Genomic DNA, 26761 nt, shown 5'->3' on the forward strand with positions numbered 1-26761 from the left:
TGTCCTGAGCCGCATCGCCCTCACCAGTTCACTTCCCGCTCCGGCGTCGCCGAAATGTGGTGGATCGACAGGTCCGCCCCGTCGTATTCCTCTTCCTGCGACAGCCGCAGCCCCATGGTCGCCTTGAGCACGCCGTACACCACCGCACCGCCGATCAGCGCCCAGACCACGCCGAGCAAGGTGCCGATGAGCTGCGCCCACAGGTTCACGCCGCCGATGCCGCCCAGCGCCTGGGTGCCGAAGATACCGGCCGCGATGCCGCCCCAGGTGCCGCACAGGCCGTGCAGCGGCCACACGCCGAGCACGTCGTCGATCTTCCATTTGTTCTGGGTGCGCGTGAACATGAAGACGAAGATGGCGCCGGCCACGCCGCCCGCCACGAGCGCGCCCAGCGGGTGCATGAGGTCGGAGCCGGCGCACACGGCCACGAGGCCGGCGAGCGGGCCGTTGTAGACGAAGCCGGGGTCGTTCTTGCCCATGGCCAGCGCCACCAGCGTGCCGCCGACCATGGCCATCAGCGAGTTGACGGCGACGAGGCCCGAGATCTTGTCGATGCTCTGCGCGCTCATCACGTTGAAGCCGAACCAGCCCACGCACAGCACCCACGCGCCCAGCGCCAGGAACGGGATGTTCGACGGCGGGTGTGCGCTGAGCGAGCCGTCGCCGCGGTAGCGGTTGCGGCGCGCGCCCAGCAGCAGCACGGCCGGCAACGCGAGCCAGCCGCCCACGGCGTGCACGACGACCGAACCGGCGAAGTCATGAAACTCGTGGCCGGTGACCGAGGCGATCCAGCCCTGGATGCCGAAGGCCTTGTTCCAGGCGATGCCCTCGTACAGCGGGTAGACGAAACCGACGATCACCGCGGTGGCGATCAATTGCGGCCAGAACTTGGCCCGCTCGGCGATGCCGCCCGAGATGATGGCCGGGATGGCCGCCGCGAAGGTCAGCAGGAAGAAGAACTTCACCAGCTCGTAGCCGCTTCTTGCCGACAGTTCGGTGGCGCTGACGAAGAAATGGGTGCCGTAGGCCACGCCGTAGCCCACCAGGAAGTACACGATGGTCGAGACCGAGAAGTCGACCAGGATCTTGACCAGCGCATTGACCTGGTTCTTCTTGCGCACGGTGCCCAATTCCAGGAAGGCAAAGCCGGCATGCATGGCCAGGACCATGATGGCGCCGAGAAGGATGAACAGCGCGTCAGCGCCCTGTTTGAGTGCGTCCATGAGAGCTTCTTGCAGGTTTTTGGTTTGATTTGGTGCGTCGCACCCGAACGGCTCGGGGCGCCGGCGCAAGAAAGCAAAAATGGTGCCTGCAGGCTCTTGAATGGTGCGAAACGACCCAGGAATGGGCCGATTTCGCAGGGCACGCACCGGATCGGAACGCGCCGCCGGAGCGCTCAGCCGCCGCGCAGCGCGTCGCGATACCGCCGGCTGCAGGGCACGCTCGTGCCGTCGTGCATGTGCAGCCGGGCGTCGCCGCCGTCGAGCGGCTCGATCTCCTTGATGCGGCCCAGGTTCACCGCGTGGCTGCGGTGCACGCGCACGAAGGTGGCCGGGTCGAGCTGGGTCAGGAAGTCGGTGAGCGTGGCGCGCAGCAGGTAGTCGTGGCCGTTGACGTGCAGGCCGACGTAGTTGCCCTCGGCCTGCAGCCAGTCGATGTCGGTGGCGGCGATGAGGAATTCGCGGCGCAGCTTGCGCACGAGGAAGCGTTCGGGGCGGGCCGGCGGTGGGGCTGCCGGCGGGGGCACGTCCTGCACGGAGGGTTCGAAACCCTCCGGTTCCGCCAGCGCCTCGGGCACCGGCGCCACGCCCTCTTCCGGCGGATCGAGCACGCGCGCCTCGCCCTGCAGCCGCAGCATGAAGAGCCGGTAGGCCCACACGCCGAAGACCATCGTGGCGTAGACGCGCACGTCCTTCAGGTACTCGTAGCCCCATCGCCCCATGGCGCCGGCGAAGTCGTAGGGCTCGCCGGCGGCCGCGTACACCGCGGCGCGCAGCCCGAACATCGCCGCCACGTGCGCCAGGCTCAGGAGCACGCTGGCCACCAGGTGCCCCGCAAGAAAGCGCACCCAGTGGTCGCGCGCCAGCGGCGACAGCCGGCGCTCCACGGCCACCAGCACCGGCACCAGGGCCAGCAGCGCGATGTGGCTCGACACCTCCCAGGTGACGACCTCCCAGTTCGCGCGCGGCACGGCGCGGCTGCGGGCGTCGATGAGCGCGACCACGGTGCTGATCGCGGCATGCACCGTCATCAGCACGATCCAGAAGCCGACCTCGACGTACCGTCGGATCGGTTCGTAGCGCTCGTACAGGTTCTTGTGCGGCTCGCTCATGCGGGGATTCTCGCGAACCGGGGGCCGGATTTCGTCCCTGGGGGCCACCGTTCGTCACAAATCCGAGCCGATCCGTCCCGGCGATGGCCCCGGGGACGGGCGCGGGGGCCACGATGGCCGCCGTTTCTTCGTTCCAGGAGCCCGCCATGCCCTCCGATCCCGTTTCAGCCCTCGCACCGCAGCGCCGCCACGACATCGACGCCCTGCGCGCCCTCGCCTTCCTGCTCGTCATCCTCTACCACGTGGGCATGTACTACGTGGCCGACTGGCCCTGGCACCTGAAGAGCCCGCACGCGGCCGAGTGGCTGCCGTGGCCGATGCGGGTGCTGAACCTGTGGCGCATGGACCTGGTCTTCCTGATCTCGGGCGTGTCGCTCGGTTTCCTGAGCCGGGGCCAGGGTACCTGGGGCCTGCTGCGCAGCCGGGGGCTGCGGCTGATGCTGCCGCTGGCCTTCGGCATGGCGGTGGTCGTGCCCTACCAGGCCTATGCCGAAGGCGTGGCGCGCGGGTTGGTGGCGCCGGGCTTCGGCACCTTCCTGCTGCGCTACCTGTCGATGGGCGCGCCGTGGCCCAAGGGGGCGTTCGCGGGGGCGGAGTTCGGTATCACCTGGAACCACCTCTGGTACCTGCCCTACCTGTTCCTCTACACGGCGCTGGTCGCGCTGACGCTGCCGCTGTGGCGCTCGGCGGCCGGCCAGTGGGTGCGGCGGCGCTTCAACGGGCTGCGCGGCTGGCAGCTGCTGGTGCTGCCGGCGCTGCCGCTGCTGGCCTGGACGGTGCTGCTGGCGCGGCACTTTCCGGCCACGCACAACCTGGTGTGGGACTTCCACCTGCACAGCATCTACTTCACCGTCTTCCTCTACGGCTACTGGATGGGCGTGGACACGGGCATCTGGCGCGAACTCGAACGGCTGCGCCGCGTGTCGCTGCTGCTGGCGGTGGCGACGATCGGCGCGTTCATCGCGCTGCGCGTCGGGGCCCTCGTTGCGCCCAAGGGGCTGCTGATGGACGTGCTGCGCACGGCCTACCTGTGGCTCGCGGTCGCCACCATCCTGGGCCATGGCCACCGCCACCTGAACCGCCCCTGGCCGTGGCTGCGCTGGGCCAACGAGTCGGTCTACCCCTGGTACATGCTGCACCAGACGCTGATCGTCGCGGGCGTGGCGCTGCTGGCGCCGCTCGCACTCGGCCCGGTGTGGGAGCCGATGGCGCTGGTCGTCGTGACGATCGCCGGCTGCTGGCTGCTGACCGACGGGCTGATCCGCCGCATCGGCTGGCTGCGCCCGCTGTTCGGGCTGAAGCGCAAGCCCGAAGCCGAGACGATGGCGCTTACGCCGCCTGCTTCGGCTTCGGCGTCGTCGACGCCTCGTCCACCGGCACCAGGATGGCGTTCGCCGTCGCCACGAGCTTGAGCTTGTCTTCGCCCTGGCCTTCAGGCTGCGCGAACAGCTCGGCCCCGACGAACACCTGCTTGCGCCCCGCCTTCACCACGCGCCCGCGTGCCACGAAGGCCTCGCCGATGGCGGGCGAGATGCAGTTGATGGAGAAGTGCGAAGCCAGCACGCGGCCCGCCACGGTGGCGGCCGCGAAGCCGCTCACGGTGTCGAGCAGCGCGGCGATCATTCCCGCGTGCAGGAAGCCGGTGTACTGGCCCATGTCTGCCTCGCGCCATTTCATGCGCAGTTCGGCCTGCCCGTCGGCGGCCTGGGTGACGTCGAAGCCGGCCCAGCGGTTGAAGGCGGCCGAACGGTTGATGGCCTGGATCGTGTCGAGCATGGAGGGTGTCCTTTCAGAGTGAATCAATGGAGGGAAGGCGAGACCCACTCTAGGAAGCGGAGCCGCCGCGCACCGTCTCTTGGGTGACCGGTTCGTCGCCGGCAGATGCCTGCGCGACAGCAACGCGCCCGCGTCACACCGGCGTCATGAAAAAAACTTTGCGACGCCTTAACCCCGTTCGCCCGCCCCGTCCGTAGAAGCGGAGATTCGTCACCGACTTTCTTCCGGAAGGCTTTCCATGCACACACCGTTCTCCGCCCGCCCCCTCCTGCGTGCCACCGCCGTCGCTGCCCTCTGGCTGGCCGCGGGCGCCGGCGCCCATGCACAGCTGCAGGCCGATGCCTCGCGCATCACGCAGGTCAAGGTCTACCCCGGCAGCGCCACGGTCGAGCGTGTGGCGCGCGTCGCGGCCGGCAGCCGCTCGGTCACCTTCGCCTGCCTGCCGGCGGGGCTCGACGTGCAGAGCCTGCAGGTGTCGGCTGGCGCGGCCGTGCGCGTGGGCGAGACCTCGGTGCTCAGCGAGGCGCGCGAGCTCTCGGCGAACTGCGCCACCAGCGCGCTCGACGGCCGCATCCGCGAGCTCGAAGACCGCAAGGCCGCGCTGCAGGCCGAGACCGACGCGCTGGGCATGGTCACGGGTTATCTCAAGGGGCTGTCGGGCGGCGAGTCGGGCCCCGGCGCGCGTGCGCCGATCGACGCGCGCAACCTCACAGCCGTGACCGACGCGATGCGCCGCTCGGGCCAGGACGCGCTGCTCAAGCAGCACCAGATCCAGCGCCAGCAGACCGACCTCGACCGCCAACTCAAGCCACTGCTGGCCGAGCGCGGCCGCACGCAGGGCCAGGGCGCGCAGGTGACGGCCGTCACCCTCACGCTCGCCGCCAGTGCCGACGCCGACGTGAAGCTCAGCTACCAGGTCAACGGCCCGGGCTGGACGCCGAGCTACCGCGCGCTGCTCGACACCACGACCCGCAAGGTGCGCATCGAGCGCCAGGCGCTGGTGGCGCAGGCCACGGGCGAGGACTGGCGCGGGGTGAAGCTGGTGCTGTCCACCGGCCAGCCACGCCGCGAGACCACGGGGCGCACGCCGAGCGCATGGCGCATCGGCATCGAGCCGCCGCCGCGCGCGAATGCCGACTTGGCGTACATGGCCGCGCCGATGCCCGCCGCCGCCCCGGCCGCCATTGCCGCCGACCGCAAGATGGCCATGGAGCGCGTGCGCGAGCCGCTGTTCGACGTGAGCGTGTTCGACAACAGCTTCGCCACCGAATTTGCCGTGCCGCAAAGCATCGATGTGCCCTCCAACGGCCAGCGCGTGACCCTGGCGCTGGGCCAGCATGAGGACACCGCGCAGCTCGCCGCGCGCACCAGCCCGCGCGTGGACCCGAGCGCCTTCCTGGTCGCCGAGATGGCGCAGCCCGCGGGCGTGTGGCCGGCCGGTCCGATGCAGCTGTACCGCGACGGCAACTTCGTCGGCCAGGGCCGCTGGAACGCGCCGAGCGACGCGAAGCTCACGCTCTCGTTCGGCCGCGACGAACTGGTGCGCGTGCAGGTCGAGCCCGAGCGCGACAACCAGGGCTCGGGCGGTTTTGTCGGCTCGCGCGCCGAGCGCCAGGTGCAGCGCGCCTACGTGGTCGAGAACCGCCACCGCACGCCGATCGCGGTGCAGGTGCTGGAGGCCGCGCCGGTGTCGGTCGACGAGCAGGTGCGCGTGACCACGCGCTTTGCACCGCAGCCGGCCGAGCAGGCGTGGAACAAGCAGCCGGGGCTGGCGATGTGGCGCTTCGACCTGGACGCGGGGCAGACGGCGCGCGTGTCGGCGGACTACACGATCGGGTATCCGAAGGACGCGCGGTTGCAGATGCGCTGAGGCTGGGTTTGTTCAGGGCGTGTGCACAGGCCACCGGGTACTTCCCTCCGCGAATGTCCCCCGGCCTGCGGCCTCCTCCTTGATTTCGCTGCGGGAAGCACCCAGCGTCCTGCGCACGGGACGCAGCGGTGGTGTGCGGCTGATCAACAAGTGCTCTGACCGCGCTCACGTCGATGGGGTGCCTTGCGCAGCGAAATCAAGGAGGAGGGGCGAAGCCCCGGGGGACATTCGCGGAGCAAGGCTCCCCGTCGGCGGGAGCGCCGCCCCGAACACTCGGCCCTTCAAAAATCAAACTTCGCCGACACCTCGAAGGTCCGCCGCGGCGCCAGCAGCACCTGGCTCGCGGCGCGGCCGGTCCAGGTCGCGTAGAGCCGGTCCGTCAGATTGCGCACACGGAAACTCAGCAGCGCATTCTTCAGGCGGTAGCTCACGGCCGCATCGACCGTCGTGAAGCCGTTGATGCGGATCTGGTTGGCGTTGTCGGTGTACATCGGCCCCGTGTGATTCAGCGACGCGAAGTATTCGAACTTCGAGCCGTCGGGCCGGTAGGTGGCGAAGATGTTGGCCATGCGCTCGGGCACGTTCGGCGGGGTCTTGCCCACGCGCGAGACGTTGCCGGCCTCGACCAGCGTGTCGAAGCGCGCATCGAGCGCCGCGAGGTTGCCCGCCAGCGTCCATTCGCGTGTGGGCTTCCACACGGCCGACAGCTCGAGGCCGCGCGACGACTGGCGGCCGTTGTTCACGGTGGTGGCGGCGTTGTTCGGGTCGCGCGAGAGCACGTTGTCGAGCTCGATCTTGTACAGCGCCGCGGTCCACTCGAGGTTGGCCGCGGGCAGGCTCTGCTTGACGCCCACCTCGGCCTGCTTGCCGCGCGACATCGGGAACGCAGCGTTCGACGCCGACAGCAGGAACAGCGAACCCACCGGCAGCGTGGCGTTGGTGTACTGCGCATACAGGCTCGACTGCGGCGACAGGTCGTACACCGCGCCGAGGCGCCCGGAGGTGGCGCGGTAGCTCGCGCCGAAGCGCGTGACGCTGCCCGCGTTCAGGTCCCAGATGCGGCGGTCGACCTCGGTGCGGTCGTGGCGCAGGCCGCCGACCAGCGTGAGGTCGCGCATCGGCTTGAGCGCGTCTTCCACGAAGACCGAAGCGACCTTCACGCGCGAGAAGGTGTCGGCGCGGTTGCCCGCGCCGGTGGTCAGCGCGGGGTTGTCGTCGAAGTAGCCGGTGTACGGGTCGAACACGGGCACGCGCAGTTGCGCGGCGGTGGCGGGGCTGCTGTTCGAGAAGCGGCGCTGGCTGCCGAAGCGCGTCTCGCTGTATTCACCGCCGACGACGAAGCGGTTGTCCAGCCCGGCGATCTTTCCCTTGTGCGTGGCGTCGAAGCGGTCGAGCCAGAAGTCCTGGTCGTGCGTGATGAGCGTCTGGTCGCGCGCGATGCTGGCCGGCGGCACGAAGGTGGCGCTTTCGGAGTTGCGGAACATGCGCTTGGACTGGTTGGCCGAGAACTCGTTGCGCCACGACCAGCCGCCGTCGAGTTGTCCCGTAAGGCGCGCGCGCAACCAATAGGTTTCTGAAGAGTTCTCGTCGTCGCGCACGTTGTAGTTGGTGCGCGCCATGCGGCGGTCGATCACGCGGCCGTCGGGCGTGCTGACGACATTCGTCGGCTGCGTGGCGAAGCTGCGCGGCACGAGCGGTGTGCCCCAGTAGGCGTCGTTGTCGTCGCGCAGGTAGTCGAACGACAGGTCCAGCTTCACCGAGCCGCCCAGGTCCACCAGCAGGCCGCTCGTGAAGTGGTCGATGCGCTCGCCGTTGCGATCGATGGTGCCCACCTTCGTGTCGTTGCGGCTGTAGTCGAGCCGGTAGGCGCTGGCCTCGCCCAGCGCACCGCCGAAGCCGAAGGCCGCGCGCGTGGAGCCGTAGCTGCCGTACGAGAGCAGCGCTTCCTTGTGCGGGTTGCTGCGGTCGGGCCGCTTGGTCACGAAGTTGACGATGCCGCCGATGGCGCCCTCGCCGTCGAGCACCGAGGCCGGGCCCTTGAGCACTTCGATGCGCTCGTAGTTCCAGGTGTCCTGCACGCGGTTGGTGACGCCCGCGCCCGAGCTGCGCACGCCGTCGTACAGGTACATGAGGCTGGTGAAGCCGCGCAGCGACAGCGTGGTCGGCGACGAGGGCGGGCCGCCGCCCGAGAGGCCCGCCATGCCGCGCAATGCTTCGCTGAAGGTGCGCGCGCCGCGCTGCTGGATCGCGTCCTGCGACAGGATCTCGACCGAGGCCGGCGTCTCGCGCACCGACAGGCCCAGACGCGAGGCCGTGCCGCTCGTGTCGTCGAGGTGCAGGCTGTTCGCGTCGCGGCTGCCTTCGATGGTGACGGTGCCGAGTTCGGCGTTGTTGCGGCTGTCTTGTGCAGAGGCGACTTGCAAGGCAGTGAAGGCGGCCAGCGCGACGGTGGTGCGGGTGAACGGGGTCATGGAGCGGTGCGTGGAAGAAATGAAGAAAGCGTCAGGCCACCGAGAAGCGCCGCAGCCGCCAGGCCGCGAGGCCAAACAGCAGCAGGCTCGGCACCAGCAGTTGCAGCACAGCGAGCGCGGCCTGCCCGCGCACGAGGTCGGCGGGCTCCTCGTGCCAGGCGAAGGTGGGCATGCGGTCGAAGTCGGCCGGCACGAGCGCATCGCGCGCGTCGATGCGCGGGAAGAAGAAGGCCTTCCAGGCTTCGTGGTGCGCCACGGTCTGCGCATCGAAGCGCGCGTGGCGGCGTGCGCCGTTGCCGGCCAGCGCGGTCATGCCTTCGTAGGCCACGGCCGCCGGCGACACGGCGCCGAAGCGGCCCACCAGCGCCTGCTGTGTCGCCTGCTGCGCGTCGAAGCGCGCGAGCGCGGGGCGGATCGCTTCGTCGACCTCGCGCTGGATGCGGTAGTTGGCCAGCGAGCGGCCGGCGATCTCGATCTTGCCGTCGCGCGGCACGAGGATAGCGCCCTGCCCCACGTGCTGGTACTCGGTGCCCAGCAGGTCCTGGTAGCGCTTCATCGCCTCGGCCGTGACCACGCGCTGGCGCGTGGCCAGCTCGGTGCGCGACGGTGCGGGCGCGGCCTGCGTGACGGCCAGGTTGAGCAGCACCGGCGCCACGAGCACCAGCAGCACCCAGGCGATGACGAGCACCATCGCATTCGTCGCCGACGAGGCGCCGAAGGCATTCACCGCCACCACCAGCGCAAACCAGAACAGCGCGTAGGCGCCGACCAGCAAGGCCCACCAGAGCGTGGCGCTGCCCGCCCCGCCCGCCGTGAGGCCCGCATGGCGTGCGATCCACAGCACCGCCACCGGCAGCAGCACGGCCGGCCCCAGCAGCACCGCCGCGCGCACCGTGAGCTTGCCCGCGAGCAGCGTGCGCAGCCGCAGCGGTTGCGACAGCAGCAGGCGCAAGGTGCCGTTCTCGCGTTCGGCCGACAACAGGTTGTAGCTGAGCGCGAAGATGAGCAGCGGCAGCAGGTAGACGATGACGAAGGCCAGGTCGAAATGCCCGCTCAGCAAATGCCACGGGCTCTCGATGTCGCTCGGGTTCATGAACACCACGCGGCTCTGGTTCGTGACCTGGTACTGGCTCGGGAACAGGTCGCTCTGCCCCAGCGCGACCGGGCCCAGCGGCGCGGTCGGCAGCAGCACGTGCTGGCCGCCGTAGCTGCTGGCCATGCGCGAAGGGTCAGCCGGGTTCTCGAAGGGCGTGGGCTGCGCGGTGCCGGCCAGGATGGCTTCGAGCAGCGTGCGTTGCGCGGTGCGGGTGTCGCGGTCGGCCTGCGCCACGGCCGCCTGCGCGCGGTCGCGCTGGGCGGTCTGCAGCAGGCCATTGCCCAACGCATAGGCCACGAGCAAAAGGAACAATGCGCCGACGACCCAGAGGCCGCGCTCGGCAAGCATCAAACGGACTTCCTGGCGCATCACGGCCAGCAGGCGGCGGCCTTGGGGAGGATGGATGGACGACATGGGTGGCATCCCCTCTCAGAGCGCGCGCTGGCGCAAGGTGGCGAAGGCCGCGAACGCCGCCGCGAGCAGCAGGCCGGCGCACAGCACGAGGAAGCTGCGCGCCTGGTGGCGCAGCGCCCACCCTGCTCCCGGCGGGTGGTAGTCGAAGGGCGGCACGGTGGCCCAGAGCTCGGGCGTGGCCTGGTAGGAGAAGTGGCGGTCGCCGAGCGGATCGGCATGCGCCACGAGGTCCTTGCTCATCAGGTCCTGGATATTGCGGCGGTGCAGTTCGGCCGCCGTGGTGAAGCGGCGGTGGTGCGAGAAGTCGGTGCCCGCCATGCCCATCGAGAAGCTGCGCACCGCGAGCAGCGGCAGCAGCAGGCCGCTCCACTCCTGCACCCTTTGCTGCTGTTCCCAGGTGTCCCACAGGCGGCCGTAGTGGCGGTCGTACACGGGGTACGAGGCCTGGTCGTCCAGGCGCAGCGCAATGCCCCACTTGCTCAGCGGCACGTCGCGCCCCCAGCGCTCGGTGGTGCCGAAGTTCTGCTGCCAGACCTGGTTCGACACGGCCTTGAGTTCCGCGCCCAGCGCTTTGTTGAATTCGAGCCGCGTCGGGCTCGGGAACCACGTGCGCGAGAGTTCGGACAGCACGCGCGGCGCCATCACGGCCTGCCCGATCCACAGCGCGAGCAGCACGGTGATCGCCATGCGCGAGGTGGACGACAGCGCCGACACGCCCAGCACCAGGCACACGAAGATGCCGAGGTAGACCGCGTAGCCCAGCGACCACGCGCCCAGCCGCAGCAGCGCATCGACGCGCCCGCCCGGCTCCGCGCCCACCGCCACGGCGACAGCCGCGACCAGTGCCGCCGGCACCAGCAGCACCGCGAGCAACGCCGACAGCGCGAGCGCCTTGCCGGCCAGCAGGCGCAGCGGCGCCACGCCCAGGCTCAGCGTCTGGCGCAGGATGCCCTGCTCGCGCTCGCCCGCGAAGGCGTTGAAGCCCAGCACGATCACCAGCAGCGGGCCGAGCACCTGCAGGATCCATCCGACCGAGAGGTTGCCGAAGCGCTGCAGGCCGGTGGCGTCCTGTGCGGCGTTGAACTTGACCTCGCTCTGGCGGTGCGCCTGCAGCCACACGGTGCTGCCGATGTAGGGGTTGATGCCCGCGTCGACCATCGACAGCGGCGGCTCGGGCTTGAAGGCATGCATGCCCTGGTGCGCGGCGTCGTGCGGATGGCGCTTGTCCTGGTGCAGCCAGTCGCGGTAGTCCATGGCCTGCGCGACGACCTGCTCGGCATGCGCGCCGCGCTGGTGCGCCCAGCCGACGGCGAGCGCGGTGAAGAGCAGCACGGCCACGAGCCCGCCCGCCCAGTACAGGCGGCCATCGCGCAGGCGTTCGGTGAATTCGCGTCGGGCGATCCAGCGCATCGTCATCGGGTCAGGCCCTCATGTGTTGCAGGTAGAGGGACTGCAGGTCGGTCTGGCCGATCTGCGCGCCGTCGAGGCTTTCGACCAGCCGCCCGCGCTTCATGATCCCGACGCGCGTGGCGGTCTGCTGCGCATGGAACAGGTCGTGCGTGGTCGTGAGCACCGCCACGCCGCGGTCGGCCGCGCGGCGCAGCAGGTCGGAGAACTCGGCGGCGGCGTGCGGGTCGAGCCCCGAGGTGGGCTCGTCGAGCAGCAGCGCCTTGGCCTCTTTGGCCAGCGCCACCGCGATCCACACCTTCTGGCGCATGCCCTTCGAATACATGCTGACGCGCTTGTCGGCGGCGGCGTGGTCGAGCCCCACCTCGGTCATCAGCGCAAGCAGGCGTTCGCGCGGCAGTTCGTGGCCCAGTGCGAGGCCGGCGAAGAAGCGCAGGTTCTCCAGGCCCGAGAGCGTGCCGTACAGCGTGACCTGCTCGGGGATGTACGCCACGTCCTGCTTGGTCGCGACCGGGTGGCGCGTGACGTCGGTGCCGTTGATCTGCACCGTGCCGTCGGTCGGCGCGATGAAGTTCAGGAACAGGTTGATGGTGGTCGTCTTGCCCGCGCCGTTGGCGCCCAGCAGGCAGTAGATGTCGCCGCCGCGGATGTCGAGGTCGAGGCGATCGAGCGCGGTGTGCGCGCCGTAGCGTTTGGTGAGGCCGGAGGCTCGGAGCATGGCGGAGGGGTTCCGATGGAAGAAAGAAAGGAAAGACGCGCGCAGGCACGCCCCCGGCGTGGGCACGCCGATGCGGTCATCGAGGGGGAATGAAGGCGGCAGCGGTGCCGCCGCGCGTCAGCGCTTGTTCTTGTTCTTTGCGCCGCCTTGCCGCGCCTTGAAGCGCGGGTTGGACTTGCAGATGACGTAGGTGCGGCCGCGCCGCGTCACCACCTGGCAATCGCGGTGACGCTTCTTGGCTTCCTTGAGCGAGGACAGGACTTGCATGGACGTGGCCGGGGAGTTCGTTCGGACACGCAAATATACGTTATTGCGAATTCATTCTCAATAACTTTGTTGACCTTTCCCCGGCATCCGGGGCCCCGCCGTCGTCAGTGCGGCGGGTGCGCCTTCGGCGCTTTCGCGCCGGCGTCGACGCAGGCCGCGCACAGGCCATGCAGCGTGACCTCGTGGTGCGTCACCTGGAAGCCCTTGGGTGCGAGGTCGTGCATCGGCCCCGGGCACGCGTGCAGCAGGAACACCTGGCCGCACTGCGAGCAATGGAAGTAGTGATGGTGGTGGTTCCCTGCATCGCCACCTTCGCTGGCGCCGTGCGAATGGTGGTCGTGCGGGTCGGCCTTGCAGGCCACTTCATAACGCGCCGGCTCGCCCGGCAGCTCGACCTTGGCGATCTCGCCGTCGGCCAGCAGCAGCGAGACCTGGCGGTACACCGTCGACAGGCTGATCTCGGGCACGATGGCCCGTGCGTGTTCGAGGATTTCGGGGGCGGTCAGCACGCGGCCGGCGTCGCTGAAGGCGGAGAAAACGGCGTTGCGCTGGCGCGTGAGACGTTGCATGTCTCGATGATAGGGGCGGCCCGCGCGGCCTTCAGCGAGCCGCGCGCAAGACCTTCACGCGTCGGCCGTTGGGCCGCCGTCTGCGTCGGGCGCCTCGGGCTTGGCCTTGCCCTTCTTGCCGCGCGCCGCCTTCTTCGCCGCGCGCTCGGCGTCGGCGCGCTGGCCGGCGGCCAGCCACTGCGCGAACTCCTCGGGCGTCTCGAGCGTGACGCGCCCCAGGTTGCCGGCGCGGAACTCGTGCATCACGATCTCGGCGGCCTTCTGCAGGTTGACCTTGCCCTTGCCCAGCAGCGCGCCGCGCTTGCGGCCGATGGTGTCGAGAACGTCTTCGTCCTTCATGCCGCCCAGGGTGGCGGCATCGAGCTCGACGAGCTTGAAGCGCGCGACGATGCCCTCGGCGTAGTTCGCCTTGAGGTAGTCGAGCAGCTCCAGCGCCACTTCTTCTTCATCGAACGCATTGCGCCCCACCGCGCCGCTGGCCGCGAGGTTGTAGCCGCTCTTGGGCACGATGATGCGCGGCCACAGCATGCCGGGCGTGTCCCACAGGTAGAAGTCGTCGGCCAGCGTGATGCGCTGCTCGAGCTTGGTGATGCCGGCCTCGTCGCCGGTCTTGGCCTTGCGCCCGCCGGTGAGCGTGTTGATGAGGGTCGATTTGCCCACGTTGGGAATGCCGCAGATCAGCACGCGCATCGGCTTGGCCATGCCGCCGCGGTTGGGCGACAGCTCGTGGCAGGCGCGCACGATGCGCTGCGCGGGCATGGTCAGGCTGGCGTCGAGCGCAATGGCGCGGGTGTCGGGCAGCGCGTTGTAGTGGGCCAGCCAGGCCTCGGTGCGCGCGGGGTCGGCCAGGTCCTGCTTGTTGAGCACCTTCAGCGTGGGCCGCCCGGCCGTGAGCTCGGCCAGCATCGGGTTGGCGCTGGAGCCGGGCAGGCGCGCGTCGAGCAGTTCGATCACCACGTCGATGTCCTTCACCCGTTCGGTGATGGCCTTCTGGGTCGAATACATGTGACCGGGGAACCACTGGATCGCCATCGATGGATGCTCTTTCTTTCGCGCTGTCTGGAAGGGGACCGGCCTCGCAGGCCGGGTGCGCATTGTGAACCGGGAAACGGACCGATTCCTCGATGCTGCGCTTTTGATAGCACCAACTGGCGTATTCACTGGCTTGTTGGCCGCAGGATCACCCCTAGAATCCGCGCGCTGCGCCCGCAGCCGTTTCAAAAAGTCACACCGAGGGAGATCCTTTTCATGGTCCAGCGCCTTGCCGCCGCCGCCCTGCTCGCGGCCACCACCATCCTGTCCGCCACCGTGGCGCATGCCCAGCGCCCGTCGCCGCCGCCCGGCCCGCTGACCGACGGCTTCCTGTGCTGCAACATGCGCACGTATGGCGACTCGATCAGCGACATCAACTACGACGAACAGGGCACGAGCATCGTCCCCGTGGGCACGCCGGCGCGCATCACGGCCTACGACTTCCGCTTCTTCAACCTCGATCTCGCGGGCAAGCCCCAGCGCATCAAGAACGACTACAGCCGCAACATCACGCTGATCGACTTCGCCAAGCGCTACGTGGTCACCGAAGACCCCAAGCGCAAGATCGCAGGCTTTCCGCCCGCGGTGGGCGCCGCCATCCTCGCGGGCAAGGTGATGCCCGGCATGACGCGCGAACAGGTGCTGATGGCACTGGGCTACCCGGTGGCCAGCGAGAACCCGAGCCTGGACGCGCCGGTGTGGCGCTACTGGCGCGACAGCTGGTCGGAGTTCCAGGTGAACTTCGATGCGCAGGGCCTCGTGAAGGACGTCGCGGGCAATGCCGTGGCGCTGAGCCGCGTGCTCGCCACAGCCCCCTGAGCACCCATTGGGGACACCGGGGTTCGTGTGCGCGGCATGACACGCGCAACACCCCGGAGGGTTTTGCATCGCACAGGGCGATTCCGCCCCTATGATTTGTCCGAAGCACGGCGCCGCCACGTGCGTCGGCCGGATCGAAACCCCTGAATGGAGTGCCTGCGATGAAACCCGTCTCCGAACTGCTCAAGCGCCACGATTCCGCCGCCTGGCGCACCTCGCCCGACACCAGCGTGTTCGACGCGCTGGCCACGCTGGCGCATTTCGAAGTGGGCGCGCTCATGGTGATGGACGGCGAAAAGCTCGTGGGCTTTTTGTCCGAGCGCGACTACACCCGCAAGGTGGCGCTGCAGGGCAAGAACTCGAAAGAGATGAAGGTCGCCGAGATCATGACGCCCGACGTGATGACCGTCACCCCGCAGACCCGCACCCGCGCCTGCATGGCGCTCATGAGCCAGCGCAAGTTCCGCCACCTGCCCGTGGTCGACGGCGACAAGGTGGTCGGCATGATCTCGATTCAAGACCTGATGGACGACATCATTGCCGAGCACGAGCAGACCATCACCCAGCTGACTAGTTACATCCAGAGCTGAGCGCGCTGCCATACCCCCGGAAAAGAGGGGCAACACACCTACGCACAGGGGCACTCTTTCGGGTGCACAGTGAAGGCTCGTTCACCATCCAGCAGGGACATACGCAATGCAGATCCAGGTCAACACGAGCAATGGCATCACCAACAAGGACACGCTGGAGCGCTGGGCAGACACCGAGATCAAGCAGCACCTGAGCCGTTTCGTCGAAGACGTGACGCGCGTCGAGGTGCACCTGAGCGACGAGAACCACGACAAGGCCGGCGGCGGCGACAAGTGCTGCGTGATGGAAGCACGCCTGGCGCACCACCAGCCGCTCGCGGTGACACAGCATGCCACCAGCCTCGACGAGGCCTTCCGCGGCGCGGCCGACAAGCTCAAGCGCCTGCTCGACAACACGCTGGGCCGCCTCAACAACCACCGCGCCCGCGACTCGATCCGCCGCGACGGCGAGGGCTTCGTCGCCGAATAGCGCTCAGCGCGCCGGCTTGCGCTTCGGCGCCGGCAGGCGCTGCGGCGTTTCCACCGGAATGAGCGGCGGGCGCCGCCCGTCGGCCATCCAGGCGTCGTAGAAATCGATCTTGCGATCGACCAGCGACAGCGCCTGCTGCCAGTCGGCAATGGTCTGGTGCACGCGCGCGCGGTGCGCCTCGAGCAGGTCGCGCCGCTGGCGCAGCGTGGCCTTGCCCTGCAATGCGAGCGCCGTGTAGTCGCGCATCTCGGCAATCGACATGCCGGTGCGGCGCAGCCGGTCCATCAGGTCGAGCCAGCCCACGTGCAGCTCGCCGTACACGCGCCGCCCGCCCGCGTCGCGCGCCACGCCGGGCACGAGGCCCTGCGATTCGTACCAGCGGATGGCGTGCACGGTGCGACCGGTGCGCGCGGCCAGTTCGCCGATGTGGAACGACGGCGTGGTGGTGGCGGCGGGTTCAGCCGGCATGGCCGGTCGGCGCGTCGAGCGCCCGCTCGACCAGCGCGGTGTCGAAGTACTCGGTCAATGTTTTCACCTGGCCTCCTTCGAGTCGGTAGACGTAGCAGTAGCGGTTGTTGTAGCGCTTGCCGGCCTTGGTGGGCACGTCGCCGCTGAACAGCACCACCACGCGGTCGCCTTCCGCAATGATGCATTCGGTCTTGCTCACATAGGGCCCGGCGAACTGCCCGAACAGCGGCTTGATCAGCTCCTCGCGGATCGCCTGCTTGCCCTGGTAGGTGCGCGACCAGGGCGTGCTGCCTTCCAGCGTCCAGCTGGCGTCGTCGGCCAGGCTGTCGATGAAGGCCTGGCCGTTGCCCCTGTCCAGCTCCGCGTGGATGCGCTGGACCAGGGCCTTGTTGTCGATCGTGTGCATGGCGTGATTTCCTTGGATGAATGAAGACACCGGACATCCGGTGAATTCATTGGAAATGCTCGAGTGCGCTCGAAGTCAAGCGCCATGCACCGAAGAACGGCGCGTCAGCCCCGGCCGGCGTTCGCCTGGCCCTTGGCGACTTCGTTCGCGCCCTGGGCTGCACCGCTTTGCGGCACGGCCTCGCCTTCACGCGCGGTCACTTCCGACAGGCGCGCGGCCAGCTGCTCGGGCATGTCGGCGGCAATGCCCAGCCAGGCGCCCTGCGTCAGCGTGATGTGGGCGGCCTCGAAGGTGCCGGCGCCGGCGCAGAGGATGGTGCGGTTGGGCGCGTCCTGCGCGGCCAGCACCAGCATCGCGGGCACCACGGCCTCGGGGCGGAAGGCCTCGAGCATGTCCTTGGGGAACAGGTCTTCCGTCATGCGCGTGGCGGCGGTGGGCGCCAGGCAGTTCACGCGGATGTCGTTCTTGGCGCCTTCGATGCTCAGCGTCTGCATGAGGCCCACCAGCGCCAGCTTGGCGGCGCCGTAGTTGCTCTGGCCGAAGTTGCCGTACAGGCCCGACGACGAGGTAGTCATCACGATGCGGCCGTACTTCTGCTCGTTCATGAGCGCCCAGACGGCCTTGGTGCAGTTCACGGCGCCCATCAGGTGCACGTCGACCACCAGCTTGAAATCGTCCAGTTCCATCTTGGCGAAGCTCTTGTCGCGCAGGATGCCGGCGTTGTTCACCAGGATGTCGACGCGGCCCCAGGCGTCGACCGCCTGCTTGACCATGGCCTGCACGGCCTCGAAGTCGGTCACCGAGGCGCCGTTGGCAATGGCTTCGCCGCCGGCCGCCTTGATCTCGTCGACCACCGCCTGCGCGGCGCTGACCGAGCCGCCCGAGCCGTCGCGCGCGCCGCCCAGGTCGTTGACCACCACCTTGGCGCCGCGCGCCGCCAAGGCCAGCGCATGCTGGCGGCCCAGGCCGCCGCCCGCGCCGGTCACGATGGCCACGCGGCCCTGGAAGTCGATGGAGGTGCTGTTGCTCATGAGGTCTCTGCTCGCTGTCTGAACGGTGTGGGTCGGTGTTGGTGAGGGTTGCCAATTGACAACAACCCAACGTTTTACCTCAGTTCCCCGCCCCGTTCGCCGCCGGGCGCCCCCGGCGGGAGTCACCCATGCGACGGCTGGACGGTGGCGCAGTACGCCACCAGCTGGTCGAGTTCGGCCGATTTGTCGAAGAAGGCATCGGCGCCCAGCTGCTGCGAGCGCAGGCGCATGTCGGCGGTGGCGTAGTTGCTGAGCACCACCACCTTCTGGTGCGGGGAGCGCTGGCGGCAGGCGTTCAGCACGGCCAGGCCATTGCCGCGCTGCAGGAACAGGTCGACGATGGCCAGGTCCCAGTCGCTCTTGTGGTCGCGCAGCCATTCGAGCGCTTCGTCGGCGGTGCTGGCCGAGGCGATCACGTGCGCATCGATCACGTCCTCGAGAAAGTCGACCAGGTTCTCGCGGATCACCGGACTGTCCTCGACCAAGTAGGCATGGAGCGTCATGGTGGGTGTCTCGGGTCCGGAACTGGGCAGCGCATGACGCCATCTTCGGGGCTGGCCGCCGCGCCACGGTGAGCCGGACAGGTCAATGGCTGTAGGCCATCGGCCAGCGGCGCTGTCGGCATGCGCCGGCCGGCGCCGCCGTGGCGCCGCCGTGAGGATGCTTCAGGCTGCGACCGGCAGGCGGCCGGGGGCCATGCCCAGGCGCGCCGGCGAGACGTACTGCTCGCGGTAGATCTCGAAGGGCATGGTGTCGGCCGCCTCGATGCGCTTTTGCGCCTGGATCGACTCGGCCGTCATCTGCTCGAACCCGGCCTGCTGCGCGGCCGAGAACGGCAGCGCCAGCAGCGCGGCGCGGGTCTGCTCCGACTGGGCGCGCACGAAGCCGACGAAGGAGTTGCCGTGCTGCTGCTCGATGGCCGCGAGCACGCGGGCCGAGGGCAGGCTGTCGGGGTTCTCGAGGCCGGCCTTGGCGGCGCGCACCGCGTCGACGTGCTGCGTGCCGCCCTGCGCCGCGTCGAGCGCGGCGGCAATCGGCAAGCACTGCTCGACCAGCTCCAGGCCCCAGTCGGTGAGCCCGACCTCGCGCCCGTCGCGGCGCAGCTTCAGCCCCGGCTCGCGGCCGCGCGCGGCCGTGAGGTGCTGGTTCTGCGCCAGGTCGGCGATTTCTTGCGGCGTGTCGTCGGGGCTGTCGTTCAGCAGGCAGTGCAGCAGGAACACGTCGATGAAGCGCATGGTCTGCGCGTTGATGCCGACGGTCTCGAAGGGGTCGAGGTCCATCAGGCGCACCTCGACGTACTCCACGCCGCGCTCGCGCAATGCATGCAGCGGGCGCTCGCCGGAATGGATGACGCGCTTGGGGCGGATGGTGCCGTAGAACTCGTTCTCGATCTGCAGCAGGCTGGTGCCCAGCTGGTTGTAGTCGCCGCCCAGGTTGCGGATGCCGATGGCCTCGTAGGCTGGCCACGGGCGCGTGAGCGCGTCCTGCAGCGAGGCGCCGTAGCCCTCCAGGCTGTTGTAGCTCACGGCCAGCGAGGCCTGCGCCTCGCTCTGGTAGCCCAGGCGGCCCATGCGCAGCGAGGTGCCGTGCGGCATGTACATGCTGCCGTCGCCCAGCGGCTGCAGCTCGTGCGGGCGGCCCGCGACAAAGCTCGAACACAGGGCCGGCGAGGCGCCGAACAGGTACAGCAGCAAAAAGGCCTGGCGGCGGAAGTTGCGAATGAGCGCGAAGTACTCTTCGCTCGACACCTCCGGCAGCGACCAGTTGTAGTGGATGCCCGAGATGGTCTGCATGCGGCGGCCATAGCGGTGGCTCAGGCCCATGCGGTAGACGCTCTTGGCGCGGCCCACGTTCGACGAGCCGTAGCGGCCGATCGGAATGGTCTCGTCGGTCGGCAGGCCGCAGGGCATGCTCGACACCCACAGGCGCTCGTCGCCGAGCTGGTCGAGCACGCGGTAGGTGAACTGGTGCACCCGCGTGAGCTCTTCGAGCGCCGACTCCACGCCCGCGTGCACGCCCGTGATGAGTTCGAGCTGCGATTCGCTGAAGTCGGTCGTGATGTGCGGATGCGTGAGCGCCGAGCCCAGCGCCAGCGGATGCGGCGTGAGGGCCAGCTTGCCGTCGGGCAGCGCGCGCAGGCTTTCCTTCTCGATGCCGCGACGCATTCCCTTCAATCGCGCGGCCGGGAGTGCACCCAGCCTCTCCTGCAATCTGTTGCTCATGTTCTTATGACCCATCAATCTTCTGTGGGGCTGGAAGGTAGCACGGGCGGACAGGCACTGCTGAAGCAGGGAATCCCGCATCCGGCTATGCTGTTTTTTGCTACTTTTTTCATAGCTACCCTCTCAAATACCACCGGCCTTGCGGCGCGCAGCGGGGGTTCGAAATTCAGTCCTTGGCGCGGCCCGCCGCGAGGTCGATCTCTTCCGACTGGTAGACATGGATCGACGGCACCCCGTCGGCCATGGCCGCGAGCGCCTTGCCGAAAGCGCGCGACGCATCGACGCGAAAGTGCGCCTGCAGCGCCGCCATGTCGCTCCAGCGCTCCACGAAGGTGAGCTGCAGCGGGTCTTGCACGTCGGTCGTGACGTCGTGCGAAATGCAGCCGGGCTCGGCGCGCGAGCGCAGCACGTGTTCCACGCTGATGGCCAGCATCGCCTGCAGGGTGTCGGCCTTTGCCAGCGCGTGTCCGATGACCAGGATCATGGGGGTCTCCTTCTGTGCGTTCTTTCGGGGTGACAGGATCAGGATGAATGCGCGCGCGGCCCGGCGTGGCGGGCCTTCAGCCGAACACGCGCAGCAGGAAGCGGTTGAGGTCGGCGATCTCTTCCATGCAGACCGAGTGCGCCATGGCGTATTCGTGCCATTCGACCGGGTGGCCCAGCGCCACCAGCGCGTCGCGCGACTGTTCGGCGCGCGCCAGCGGCACCACCGGGTCCTGCCGGCCATGCGCGAGGAACACGGGCGTGTCGTGGTTGGCGCCGTGGCGCTCGGCCGCCGTGGTCGCGGCGATCGGCAGGTAGCCCGAAAGGCCGACGATGCCGGCCAGCCGCTCGCCGTGGCGCAGCCCCGTCATCAGTGCCATCGCGCAGCCTTGCGAGAAGCCGGCCACCACGATGCGATGGGCGGGGATGCCGCGTGCCTTTTCGTTGGCGATGAGGGCCTCGATGCTCGCCTGCGAGCGGCGCAGGCCGGCTTCGTCCTCGCGCGCCACCAGGTCGGCCACCGCGATGTCGTACCAGGCGGGCATCTCGTAGCCGCCGTTGATGGTCACGGGAATGACGGGCGCGTTGGGGAACACGAAGCGCACCGGGCCCACGGCCGACAGGTCGAGCTCGCCGGCGATCGGCACGAAGTCGTTGCCGTCGGCACCCAGGCCGTGCATCAGGACCACCGAGGCGGTGGGGTTCGGGGCGGTTTCGATTTCGATGGGGGGACGGGACATGGTCAACGAAGGTATTCAGGAATGCGAATGCCCGGACCTTAGCGCATTCGGGCGACCCGGGCCGCCGCGAAACGGCCGGTTGGCTGACTTGCACCTCGCAACATCCGGCCCCCGGCTGTCCTTGCCGTCGCAAGGGGGCGCCGGATGCAACACAATGGCGTTTCGCATGAAGACCCCCACCCCGCCCCTGAAAAGCTCGTCGTCCCGCCCCGCCTTCGACAGCGAGGCGCTGCTGCGCGGCAGCGGGCTGCGCGTGACGCGCGCCGCCCAGACCGTGCTCGAGCTGCTCGAACACGGCTCGCAGCCGCTGACCCACGAGGAAGTGGCCGCCGCCTACACCGCCGCCACGGGCGAGCCGCCCGACCGCGTCACGCTCTACCGCGTGCTCGACCGCCTGGTCGAGGCCGGCCTGTGCGACCGCCGCGTGGGCGCCGACCGGGTCAACCGCTTCGCGCGGCACGTCGACACCGCCTCGGGCAACACCTTCGAATGCGACCAGTGCCACAAGGTGCTGGCCCTGCCCTCCGATCCCGAACTGCCCAAGGTGATGGGCCGGCTCGGCAAGGCGCTGCGCAAGCAGGGCATCGACACGCGGCACACGGCGCTCACGCTGCACGGCATGTGCGGCGACTGTGCCCGATAGGTCGCCGAGCCGACCAGGCCGCGCGTGTACGTCTCCCGGCACCACCGCCAGCCCGACCTCGGCGCGAGCCACGCGCTGATCGACGCGCATCCGCTGGGCGCCTGGGTCGTGCCGGGCGCCGACGGACTGGTCGCCAACCACCTGCCCTTCCTGCTCGACCGCTCGCGCGGCCCGTTCGGCACGCTGCTCGGCCACGTGTCGCGCGCCAATCCCGTGTGGCGCCAGCTCGATGCCCCTGCCCCTTCGGTCGTGATGTTCCAGGGACCGCAGGCCTACATCACGCCCGGCTGGTACCCCGGCAAGGCCGAGCACGGCCAGGTGGTGCCGACCTGGAACTACGCCGTCGCCCATGCGCACGGCATCGCGCGCGCCATCGACGACGAAGCCTGGCTGCTCGACCTGCTCGCGCGGCTGACCGCGGCGAACGAGGCCGGCCAACCCGTGCCCTGGCAGACCACGGACGCGCCCGAGACCTTCATCCGCAAGCTGGCGCGCGCCGTGGTGGGCATCGAGATCCCCATCGACCGCCTCAAAGGCAAGCTCAAGGCCAGCCAGGACGAAGCCCTGCAGGACCGTCAAGGCACGGTGCGGGGGCTGGCCGCCGTCGGCAGCGAGAACGCGTCGGCCATGGCGCGGCTGGTGCAACAGGCGATGCAGCCCGGCAGCGCCGGCGACTGAACCGCCCGCGCGTTCACACGTTCCACGACGGAAACGGATCGGGCAGGTTCTGCCACCACGAGGGGCCGAAGCGCATCTCGTTGGGCGTGAGCAGGCAGGCATCGAGCCGTGCGCGCAGCGCGGCCTCATCCATGCCGATGCCGATCAGCACCAGCTCCTGGCGCGCGTCGCCGGTGGCGTCGTCCCAGTTCTTGCGGATGAGTTCGAGCCCGTCGGGGTCGGTCGGCCAGTGTTCGCGCGGCACGGCCGCCCACCACAGGCCCGCCACGCCGTAGCGGCAGGCACCGCCGGCCTGCGACCACGAACCCGCGCGGGTCGGGCGGCTCGCGAGCCAGAAGAAGCCCTTGGAGCGCACCACGCCCTCCCACTCGCTCTGCACCAGGTCCCAGAAGCGCTGCGGATGGAACGGCAGGCGCGAGCGGTAGACGAAGCTGCGGATGCCGTAGGCCTCGCTCTCGGGCACATGCTCGCCGCGCAGCTCGGCCAGCCAGCCGGGCGCCTGCTCGGCCTGCTCGAAATCGAACAGGCCCGTGTCGAGCACGCGATCGAGCGCGACGCGGCCGAACTCCGATTCCTCGATGCGCGCACGCGGGTTGAGGCTGCGCAAGATGGCCATCAGCCGCTCGCGCTCCTCGCCCGTCACGAGATCGGTCTTGTTGACCACGAGCACGTCGCAGAACTCGATCTGCTCGATCAGCAGGTCGACCACCGTGCGCGTGTCTTCGTCGCCCAGCGACTGGCCGCGCTGGCCCAGGCTGTCGGGCGAGCCGTAGTCGCGCAGGAAATTGAAGGCATCGACCACCGTGACCATGGTGTCCAGCCGCGCCACGTCGGCCAGGCTCTGTCCGTCTTCGCCCGCGAAGGTGAAGGTCTCGGCCACGGGCAGCGGCTCGGAAATGCCGGTCGACTCGATCACGAGCTGGTCGAAGCGCCCTTCCTTGGCGAGCCGCTTCACCTCGATCAGCAGGTCTTCGCGCAGCGTGCAGCAGATGCAGCCGTTGCTCATCTCGACCAGCTTCTCGTCGGTGCGCGACAGCGCGGCGCCGCCCTCGCGCACCAGCGCCGCGTCGATGTTGACCTCGCTCATGTCGTTGACGATCACCGCCACGCGGCGGCCCTCGCGGTTGTGCAGGATGTGGTTGAGCAGCGTGGTCTTGCCGGCGCCCAGGAAGCCGGACAGCACGGTGACGGGAAGGCGATCGGCCATGAGGGCAGGCTCCGTAGTTGCAACAGAATTGCATTATATGGACTGACGCAACTCAGTTGCATTTCTTGCACGAGTGACCGACAGGCGCGCGCTCGCCTACCATCCAGCGCATGACCGATTTCTCTGCCTTCGTCGCCCCGCCGCCCTCCGACGCGCCGCACACGGCCGTCGTCGCCGCCGCGTCGGCCTGCCTCGACCGCTTCACGGCCGCCTTCAACGCCTCGGACACGCGCGGCATGGACGCCGAGCTGCACTTTCCGCACACGATGCTCTCCGGCGCGCAGCGGCTCGACTGGCCCGCGCCCGGCCGGCACCCGGTGGATTTCTTCGACACGCTCAAGGCCGGCGGCTGGGCGCGCACGCAGTACGAACAGAAGGAGCCCGTGCTCGTGAGCCACGACAAGGTGCACTTCGTCGTGCACTACACGCGGCGCGATGCGGCCGGCGCGGTGCTCAGCACGCACGCCAACCTCTGGATCGTCGTGCAGGCCGATGGGCGCTGGGGCATCGCCCTGCGCTCGTACTGAATGAACCCGAAAGAAAAAGGACCGCGTCCCATGTCCCTTTCCGCACTGCAACTCGTTTGGCCGTCGCCTGAACATTTGCCCGGCTACATCGCCGCCCTGGAACGCGGCTGGTCGCCCAACAACCTGCGCGCCGAAGCCGGCCGCGAAGAGCTGGCGCTGATCCGCACCGACCCCGAAGGCTTTCTTGCCGGCCTCGTCGACCGCGAGGCCAAGGGCCCGCCCATCCCGCTGCCCAACGGTGGCACCGTGCCGCGGCTGCCGGGCTACCGGCGCTGGCTGTGGGACGGCGAGTTCTGCGGCAGCATCCAGTTGCGCTGGCAGCCGGGCACCAACGCCCTGCCTTCGTACTGCCTCGGCCACATCGGCTACGGCGTGGTGCCGTGGAAAAGCGGCCGGGGCTACGCCACCGCCGCGCTGCGCGCGCTGCTGCCCGATGCGCGCGCCATCGGCCTGGACCACGTCGAGATCACGACCAGCCCCGACAACCTCGCCTCGCAGCGCGTGATCCGCGCCAACGGCGGCGTGCTGTTCGAGGAGTTCATCACCGAGCCCGGCCTCGGCGGCGCGCCCGAGCTGCGCTTTCGCATCGACGTGCGCGACCTGCGCTGACGCGCCCTACAGCTCGAACGGCTCGACCTGCCGCCCGTCGATGTCGGTGAAGCCGTAGGCACGCGCCAGATCGGCCACGCGCAGCACCTGGCCGGTCTTGTCGAGGACCTGCGCATCGCCGGCCAGCGCGGCCACGGCGCGGCCCAGGTAGCGCGGCGATTCGGTGCGCGCCAGCGCGGGGCGCTCCTGCCAGTGCGCCTCGTCGGTCTTGTGGCCCGCGAGCACGAACTCGGTGCGCATCCAGCCCGGCGACACCGCCACCGAGGCCACGCCGTGCGGCTGCAGTTCCTGCGCGATGCCGAAGGCCAGCCGCGTCATCGAGGCCTTGGCGAGGTCGTAGAACAGGTTGCCGCGCAGGTAGTGGCCACGGTCCCAGAAGGTGGTGGTGACGATCAGACCCTGCTTGCGCGCCACCATGCCCGGCGCGGCGCAGCGGCTGGCCACGAGGTGGTTGCGCACGCCGCGGTCGAACATCGAATCCCAGTTGGCGAGCGGGTGCTCCCAGAACGGCGCCTCGAAGACGCCCGTGAAGCTTTCGTGCCCGCCCCAGGCGTTGTTCACGAGCAGGTCGAGCCGGCCCTGCTCGCGCTCGACGCGCGCGAACAGCGCCGCCACCTCGTCTTCCTTCGTGTGGTCGCAGGCCACGGCAATGCCGCGCCCGCCGAGTTGCGTGACCTCGTCGGCGGTGTCGTCGATGGTGCCGGGCAAGGCGGCCAGCTCGGACAGGGCGAGCAGCTGCCCGTAGCTGTCCGCCGGCCGCGCGCGGGTGCTGCGCCCGGTCACGTACACGGTGGCGCCGGCTGCGCCCAGTTCCTGCGCGATGCCGCGGCCCGCGCCGCGGCTGGCGCCGGTCACCACGGCCACGCGGCCCGCCAGCGGACGGTGCGCGGCGTCAGGGGTGGAGGGGGCTGCTGTCATGTGTCGTTGCTCCTTCGTTCGGTGAGGGTCCTTGGGCAGGACAAGCCGCCACGATAGGCCGGCCTCAGCGCGCCGTCTTGGAAGAAACCGAAACCCTGCGCCCGAGGAATTCGGTGGGTGTCACGCCGCACAGGGCGCGGAACTCGTTGACAAGGTGCGACTGGTCGTAGAAGCCGTGGTCCAGCGCCATGTCGGCCCAGGCCGGCGCGCTGTGCAGGCGCAGCGCGCGCAGGCAGGCATGCAGCCGCGCGAGCCGGCCCCAGGCGCGCGGCGACAGCCCGACGTGCGCATGAAAGAGCTGCTGCAACCGGCGCTCGCCCACGCCGACCGCCTGCGCCACCTCGCGCAATGCCTGGCGCCCGTCGGCGGCGGCGATGAGCCGCGCGGCGTGCATCGCGGCGGCCGGCGGCGTGCCGTCGCCGGCTTTCTGCAGGCGCTTCATCAGGGCCTGTTGCAGCAGGTCGGCGCGTGCGGCATCGCCGCGCGCTTCGGCCATGCGCGCGAGCAGCGTCGTACCCTCTCCGCCCCAGAGTTCGTCCAGGTGCACCGCGCGGCCCGCGATCTCGCCAGCCGGCACGCCCAGCAACGCCGCCGCCGCGCCGGGACGCAGCGCCACCGACAGGCCTTCCACCGTGTCGCGCATCCGCACCACGGCCGGCGCGGCGAACGCACCGATGGCCTCGATCGCCTGCCCGGGCGCGTCGTCGGCCGAGGGCGCATCACCGAAGTTGAAGACCAGCCGGATCGCGCCGTCGGGCAGCACGCGCTCGCGCACCTCGTGGCCGGGCGCGAAGGTCTCGCGGTACATCAGCAGGTGCGAGACATGCGCTTGCAGGACCGGCGCGATCGGCAGCACCTGCAGCGTGCCGTCGGGCACGCCCGACTCCGGCCCATGCAGCGGGTCGTCGTGGAGCCGGAGGAAAAGACGTTCGCCCATGGCGGTCGATTGTGAGGAAAAACCCGCCGCCGCGCGACCGGGCGGGCACGGGCCGACAATCG

The 26761-nt window shown here is 69.5% G+C and carries 29 protein-coding genes; 9 read left to right on the plus strand and 20 right to left on the minus strand.

Features of this window, described 5'->3' with window-relative positions:
- Positions 1-20: 20 nt before the first annotated feature.
- On the minus strand, positions 21-1223 hold the full coding sequence (locus tag AC1RAD_RS18605; RefSeq protein WP_062476947.1) for an ammonium transporter: 1203 nt from the start codon (positions 1221-1223) through the stop codon (positions 21-23).
- A gap of 173 nt (positions 1224-1396) precedes the next feature.
- Positions 1397-2332 (minus strand): LytTR family DNA-binding domain-containing protein, encoded by a 936-nt coding sequence (locus AC1RAD_RS18610; protein ID WP_492736503.1) that lies wholly within the window; start codon positions 2330-2332, stop codon positions 1397-1399.
- Positions 2333-2478: 146 nt separating this feature from the next.
- Here AC1RAD_RS18610 and AC1RAD_RS18615 point away from each other — a divergent pair, with 146 nt between their 5' ends.
- Positions 2479-3744 carry an acyltransferase family protein gene (locus AC1RAD_RS18615; RefSeq protein WP_492736505.1) on the plus strand — a complete coding sequence of 422 codons (1266 nt, stop codon included), beginning with the start codon at positions 2479-2481 and terminating at the stop codon, positions 3742-3744.
- Here the strand turns inward: AC1RAD_RS18615 and AC1RAD_RS18620 are convergent.
- Entirely contained in the window at positions 3662-4108 is a 447-nt protein-coding gene (locus AC1RAD_RS18620) for a PaaI family thioesterase (protein ID WP_492736507.1), read from the minus strand. The two genes, AC1RAD_RS18615 and AC1RAD_RS18620, sit on opposite strands and share 83 nt — an antisense overlap.
- Positions 4109-4346: 238 nt before the next feature.
- On the opposite strand from AC1RAD_RS18620, the gene AC1RAD_RS18625 reads away from it, so the two are divergent.
- Positions 4347-5978 carry a DUF4139 domain-containing protein gene (locus AC1RAD_RS18625; RefSeq protein ID WP_492736509.1) on the plus strand — a complete coding sequence of 544 codons (1632 nt, stop codon included), beginning with the start codon at positions 4347-4349 and terminating at the stop codon, positions 5976-5978.
- Positions 5979-6259: 281 nt separating this feature from the next.
- Here AC1RAD_RS18625 and AC1RAD_RS18630 read toward each other — a convergent pair whose 3' ends face one another.
- From AC1RAD_RS18630 to ylqF, 7 genes are all read right to left on the minus strand, one after another.
- A complete protein-coding gene (locus AC1RAD_RS18630) occupies positions 6260-8449 on the minus strand; it encodes a TonB-dependent receptor (protein ID WP_492736511.1) in 2190 nt (729 codons plus the stop codon).
- 31 nt (positions 8450-8480) lie between these two features.
- The gene (locus AC1RAD_RS18635) at positions 8481-9959 is read right to left on the minus strand and encodes an ABC transporter permease subunit (protein ID WP_492736513.1); all 1479 of its coding nucleotides are present in this window, start codon (positions 9957-9959) and stop codon (positions 8481-8483) included.
- A 15-nt stretch (positions 9960-9974) separates the two neighbouring features.
- Positions 9975-11375 (minus strand): ABC transporter permease subunit, encoded by a 1401-nt coding sequence (locus tag AC1RAD_RS18640; protein WP_492736515.1) that lies wholly within the window; start codon positions 11373-11375, stop codon positions 9975-9977.
- A 4-nt stretch (positions 11376-11379) separates the two neighbouring features.
- Complete coding sequence (locus AC1RAD_RS18645) at positions 11380-12084, minus strand: ABC transporter ATP-binding protein (RefSeq protein ID WP_062476970.1); 705 nt, start codon at positions 12082-12084, stop codon at positions 11380-11382.
- 117 nt (positions 12085-12201) lie between these two features.
- Entirely contained in the window at positions 12202-12351 is a 150-nt protein-coding gene (gene ykgO, locus AC1RAD_RS18650; protein ID WP_013542562.1) for a type B 50S ribosomal protein L36, read from the minus strand.
- Between the two features lie 104 nt (positions 12352-12455).
- Positions 12456-12920, minus strand: coding sequence for a Fur family transcriptional regulator (locus AC1RAD_RS18655; RefSeq protein ID WP_492736517.1), 465 nt, complete (start codon positions 12918-12920; stop codon positions 12456-12458).
- A gap of 54 nt (positions 12921-12974) precedes the next feature.
- Entirely contained in the window at positions 12975-13952 is a 978-nt protein-coding gene (gene ylqF, locus AC1RAD_RS18660; RefSeq protein WP_492736519.1) for a ribosome biogenesis GTPase YlqF, read from the minus strand.
- A 216-nt stretch (positions 13953-14168) separates the two neighbouring features.
- Between ylqF and bamE the strand changes: the two genes are divergently transcribed.
- The 3 genes from bamE (at position 14169) to AC1RAD_RS18675 (ending at position 15830) form a co-directional block, all read left to right on the plus strand.
- Positions 14169-14771: an outer membrane protein assembly factor BamE domain-containing protein gene (bamE, locus tag AC1RAD_RS18665; RefSeq protein WP_492736521.1), complete on the plus strand. Its 603-nt coding sequence runs from the start codon at positions 14169-14171 to the stop codon at positions 14769-14771.
- Between the two features lie 161 nt (positions 14772-14932).
- Positions 14933-15361: a CBS domain-containing protein gene (locus AC1RAD_RS18670; protein WP_062476982.1), complete on the plus strand. Its 429-nt coding sequence runs from the start codon at positions 14933-14935 to the stop codon at positions 15359-15361.
- Between the two features lie 106 nt (positions 15362-15467).
- Entirely contained in the window at positions 15468-15830 is a 363-nt protein-coding gene (locus AC1RAD_RS18675; protein WP_062476985.1) for an HPF/RaiA family ribosome-associated protein, read from the plus strand.
- Between the two features lie 3 nt (positions 15831-15833).
- Here the strand turns inward: AC1RAD_RS18675 and AC1RAD_RS18680 are convergent, their stop codons facing one another.
- The 7 genes from AC1RAD_RS18680 to AC1RAD_RS18710 all read right to left on the minus strand — a co-directional run bounded on the left by AC1RAD_RS18680 (position 15834) and on the right by AC1RAD_RS18710 (position 21180).
- On the minus strand, positions 15834-16298 hold the full coding sequence (locus AC1RAD_RS18680; protein WP_070062566.1) for a MerR family transcriptional regulator: 465 nt from the start codon (positions 16296-16298) through the stop codon (positions 15834-15836).
- Positions 16288-16704, minus strand: coding sequence for a nuclear transport factor 2 family protein (locus AC1RAD_RS18685; RefSeq protein ID WP_492736523.1), 417 nt, complete (start codon positions 16702-16704; stop codon positions 16288-16290). Before AC1RAD_RS18685 ends, AC1RAD_RS18680 begins: the two co-directional genes overlap by 11 nt.
- 104 nt (positions 16705-16808) lie before the next feature.
- Complete coding sequence (locus tag AC1RAD_RS18690) at positions 16809-17735, minus strand: SDR family NAD(P)-dependent oxidoreductase (RefSeq protein WP_492736525.1); 927 nt, start codon at positions 17733-17735, stop codon at positions 16809-16811.
- A gap of 122 nt (positions 17736-17857) precedes the next feature.
- A complete protein-coding gene (locus AC1RAD_RS18695; protein ID WP_487848285.1) occupies positions 17858-18238 on the minus strand; it encodes a response regulator transcription factor in 381 nt (126 codons plus the stop codon).
- Between the two features lie 162 nt (positions 18239-18400).
- Positions 18401-19957: a glutamate--cysteine ligase gene (gene gshA / locus AC1RAD_RS18700; protein ID WP_062477001.1), complete on the minus strand. Its 1557-nt coding sequence runs from the start codon at positions 19955-19957 to the stop codon at positions 18401-18403.
- 166 nt (positions 19958-20123) lie between these two features.
- Positions 20124-20441 carry a putative quinol monooxygenase gene (locus AC1RAD_RS18705; protein WP_492736527.1) on the minus strand — a complete coding sequence of 106 codons (318 nt, stop codon included), beginning with the start codon at positions 20439-20441 and terminating at the stop codon, positions 20124-20126.
- A 76-nt stretch (positions 20442-20517) separates the two neighbouring features.
- Positions 20518-21180, minus strand: a complete 663-nt coding sequence (locus AC1RAD_RS18710) for an alpha/beta hydrolase (protein WP_492736529.1) — start codon at positions 21178-21180, stop codon at positions 20518-20520.
- Between the two features lie 166 nt (positions 21181-21346).
- On the opposite strand from AC1RAD_RS18710, the gene AC1RAD_RS18715 reads away from it, so the two are divergent.
- Together AC1RAD_RS18715 and AC1RAD_RS18720 are read left to right on the plus strand one after the other, a co-directional pair.
- A complete protein-coding gene (locus AC1RAD_RS18715) occupies positions 21347-21823 on the plus strand; it encodes a Fur family transcriptional regulator (protein WP_095747674.1) in 477 nt (158 codons plus the stop codon).
- Positions 21824-21847: 24 nt separating this feature from the next.
- Positions 21848-22501 (plus strand): FMN-binding negative transcriptional regulator, encoded by a 654-nt coding sequence (locus AC1RAD_RS18720; RefSeq protein WP_492736531.1) that lies wholly within the window; start codon positions 21848-21850, stop codon positions 22499-22501.
- A gap of 13 nt (positions 22502-22514) precedes the next feature.
- On the opposite strand, the gene zigA is transcribed toward AC1RAD_RS18720, so the two are convergent.
- Positions 22515-23708, minus strand: a complete 1194-nt coding sequence (gene zigA, locus AC1RAD_RS18725; RefSeq protein WP_492736533.1) for a zinc metallochaperone GTPase ZigA — start codon at positions 23706-23708, stop codon at positions 22515-22517.
- Between the two features lie 110 nt (positions 23709-23818).
- Here zigA and AC1RAD_RS18730 point away from each other — a divergent pair, with 110 nt between their 5' ends.
- Entirely contained in the window at positions 23819-24235 is a 417-nt protein-coding gene (locus AC1RAD_RS18730) for a hypothetical protein (protein ID WP_492736535.1), read from the plus strand.
- A 30-nt stretch (positions 24236-24265) separates the two neighbouring features.
- The gene (locus tag AC1RAD_RS18735) at positions 24266-24844 is read left to right on the plus strand and encodes a GNAT family N-acetyltransferase (protein WP_492736537.1); all 579 of its coding nucleotides are present in this window, start codon (positions 24266-24268) and stop codon (positions 24842-24844) included.
- Between the two features lie 6 nt (positions 24845-24850).
- Here AC1RAD_RS18735 and AC1RAD_RS18740 read toward each other — a convergent pair whose 3' ends face one another.
- Positions 24851-25762, minus strand: coding sequence for an SDR family oxidoreductase (locus AC1RAD_RS18740; RefSeq protein WP_492736539.1), 912 nt, complete (start codon positions 25760-25762; stop codon positions 24851-24853).
- Between the two features lie 64 nt (positions 25763-25826).
- Positions 25827-26699, minus strand: a complete 873-nt coding sequence (locus AC1RAD_RS18745; RefSeq protein WP_492736541.1) for a helix-turn-helix transcriptional regulator — start codon at positions 26697-26699, stop codon at positions 25827-25829.
- Positions 26700-26761: the final 62 nt, after the last annotated feature.

Source organism: Variovorax sp. GW823-FHT04B03 (assembly GCF_058796495.1).

Bases quoted from the DNA above. Each gene is read 5' to 3' on its own strand.
- AC1RAD_RS18745 (WP_492736541.1), bottom strand. From the start codon at position 26,699: ATGGGCGAACGTCTTTTCCTCCGGCTCCACGACGACCCGCTGCATGGG.
- AC1RAD_RS18695 (WP_487848285.1), bottom strand. From the start codon at position 18,238: ATGACGCTCCATGCCTACTTGGTCGAGGACAGTCCGGTGATCCGCGAG.
- AC1RAD_RS18705 (WP_492736527.1), bottom strand. From the start codon at position 20,441: ATGATCCTGGTCATCGGACACGCGCTGGCAAAGGCCGACACCCTGCAG.
- AC1RAD_RS18670 (WP_062476982.1), top strand. From the start codon at position 14,933: ATGAAACCCGTCTCCGAACTGCTCAAGCGCCACGATTCCGCCGCCTGG.
- AC1RAD_RS18730 (WP_492736535.1), top strand. From the start codon at position 23,819: ATGACCGATTTCTCTGCCTTCGTCGCCCCGCCGCCCTCCGACGCGCCG.
- AC1RAD_RS18615 (WP_492736505.1), top strand. From the start codon at position 2,479: ATGCCCTCCGATCCCGTTTCAGCCCTCGCACCGCAGCGCCGCCACGAC.
- AC1RAD_RS18640 (WP_492736515.1), bottom strand. From the start codon at position 11,375: ATGACGATGCGCTGGATCGCCCGACGCGAATTCACCGAACGCCTGCGC.
- bamE (WP_492736521.1), top strand. From the start codon at position 14,169: ATGGTCCAGCGCCTTGCCGCCGCCGCCCTGCTCGCGGCCACCACCATC.
- AC1RAD_RS18620 (WP_492736507.1), bottom strand. From the start codon at position 4,108: ATGCTCGACACGATCCAGGCCATCAACCGTTCGGCCGCCTTCAACCGC.
- gshA (WP_062477001.1), bottom strand. From the start codon at position 19,957: ATGAGCAACAGATTGCAGGAGAGGCTGGGTGCACTCCCGGCCGCGCGA.
- AC1RAD_RS18675 (WP_062476985.1), top strand. From the start codon at position 15,468: ATGCAGATCCAGGTCAACACGAGCAATGGCATCACCAACAAGGACACG.
- AC1RAD_RS18685 (WP_492736523.1), bottom strand. From the start codon at position 16,704: ATGCACACGATCGACAACAAGGCCCTGGTCCAGCGCATCCACGCGGAG.
- ylqF (WP_492736519.1), bottom strand. From the start codon at position 13,952: ATGGCGATCCAGTGGTTCCCCGGTCACATGTATTCGACCCAGAAGGCC.
- AC1RAD_RS18610 (WP_492736503.1), bottom strand. From the start codon at position 2,332: ATGAGCGAGCCGCACAAGAACCTGTACGAGCGCTACGAACCGATCCGA.
- AC1RAD_RS18740 (WP_492736539.1), bottom strand. From the start codon at position 25,762: ATGACAGCAGCCCCCTCCACCCCTGACGCCGCGCACCGTCCGCTGGCG.
- AC1RAD_RS18655 (WP_492736517.1), bottom strand. From the start codon at position 12,920: ATGCAACGTCTCACGCGCCAGCGCAACGCCGTTTTCTCCGCCTTCAGC.
- zigA (WP_492736533.1), bottom strand. From the start codon at position 23,708: ATGGCCGATCGCCTTCCCGTCACCGTGCTGTCCGGCTTCCTGGGCGCC.
- AC1RAD_RS18690 (WP_492736525.1), bottom strand. From the start codon at position 17,735: ATGAGCAACAGCACCTCCATCGACTTCCAGGGCCGCGTGGCCATCGTG.
- AC1RAD_RS18735 (WP_492736537.1), top strand. From the start codon at position 24,266: ATGTCCCTTTCCGCACTGCAACTCGTTTGGCCGTCGCCTGAACATTTG.
- ykgO (WP_013542562.1), bottom strand. From the start codon at position 12,351: ATGCAAGTCCTGTCCTCGCTCAAGGAAGCCAAGAAGCGTCACCGCGAT.
- AC1RAD_RS18715 (WP_095747674.1), top strand. From the start codon at position 21,347: ATGAAGACCCCCACCCCGCCCCTGAAAAGCTCGTCGTCCCGCCCCGCC.
- AC1RAD_RS18605 (WP_062476947.1), bottom strand. From the start codon at position 1,223: ATGGACGCACTCAAACAGGGCGCTGACGCGCTGTTCATCCTTCTCGGC.
- AC1RAD_RS18630 (WP_492736511.1), bottom strand. From the start codon at position 8,449: ATGACCCCGTTCACCCGCACCACCGTCGCGCTGGCCGCCTTCACTGCC.
- AC1RAD_RS18710 (WP_492736529.1), bottom strand. From the start codon at position 21,180: ATGTCCCGTCCCCCCATCGAAATCGAAACCGCCCCGAACCCCACCGCC.
- AC1RAD_RS18635 (WP_492736513.1), bottom strand. From the start codon at position 9,959: ATGTCGTCCATCCATCCTCCCCAAGGCCGCCGCCTGCTGGCCGTGATG.
- AC1RAD_RS18680 (WP_070062566.1), bottom strand. From the start codon at position 16,298: ATGCCGGCTGAACCCGCCGCCACCACCACGCCGTCGTTCCACATCGGC.
- AC1RAD_RS18625 (WP_492736509.1), top strand. From the start codon at position 4,347: ATGCACACACCGTTCTCCGCCCGCCCCCTCCTGCGTGCCACCGCCGTC.
- AC1RAD_RS18645 (WP_062476970.1), bottom strand. From the start codon at position 12,084: ATGCTCCGAGCCTCCGGCCTCACCAAACGCTACGGCGCGCACACCGCG.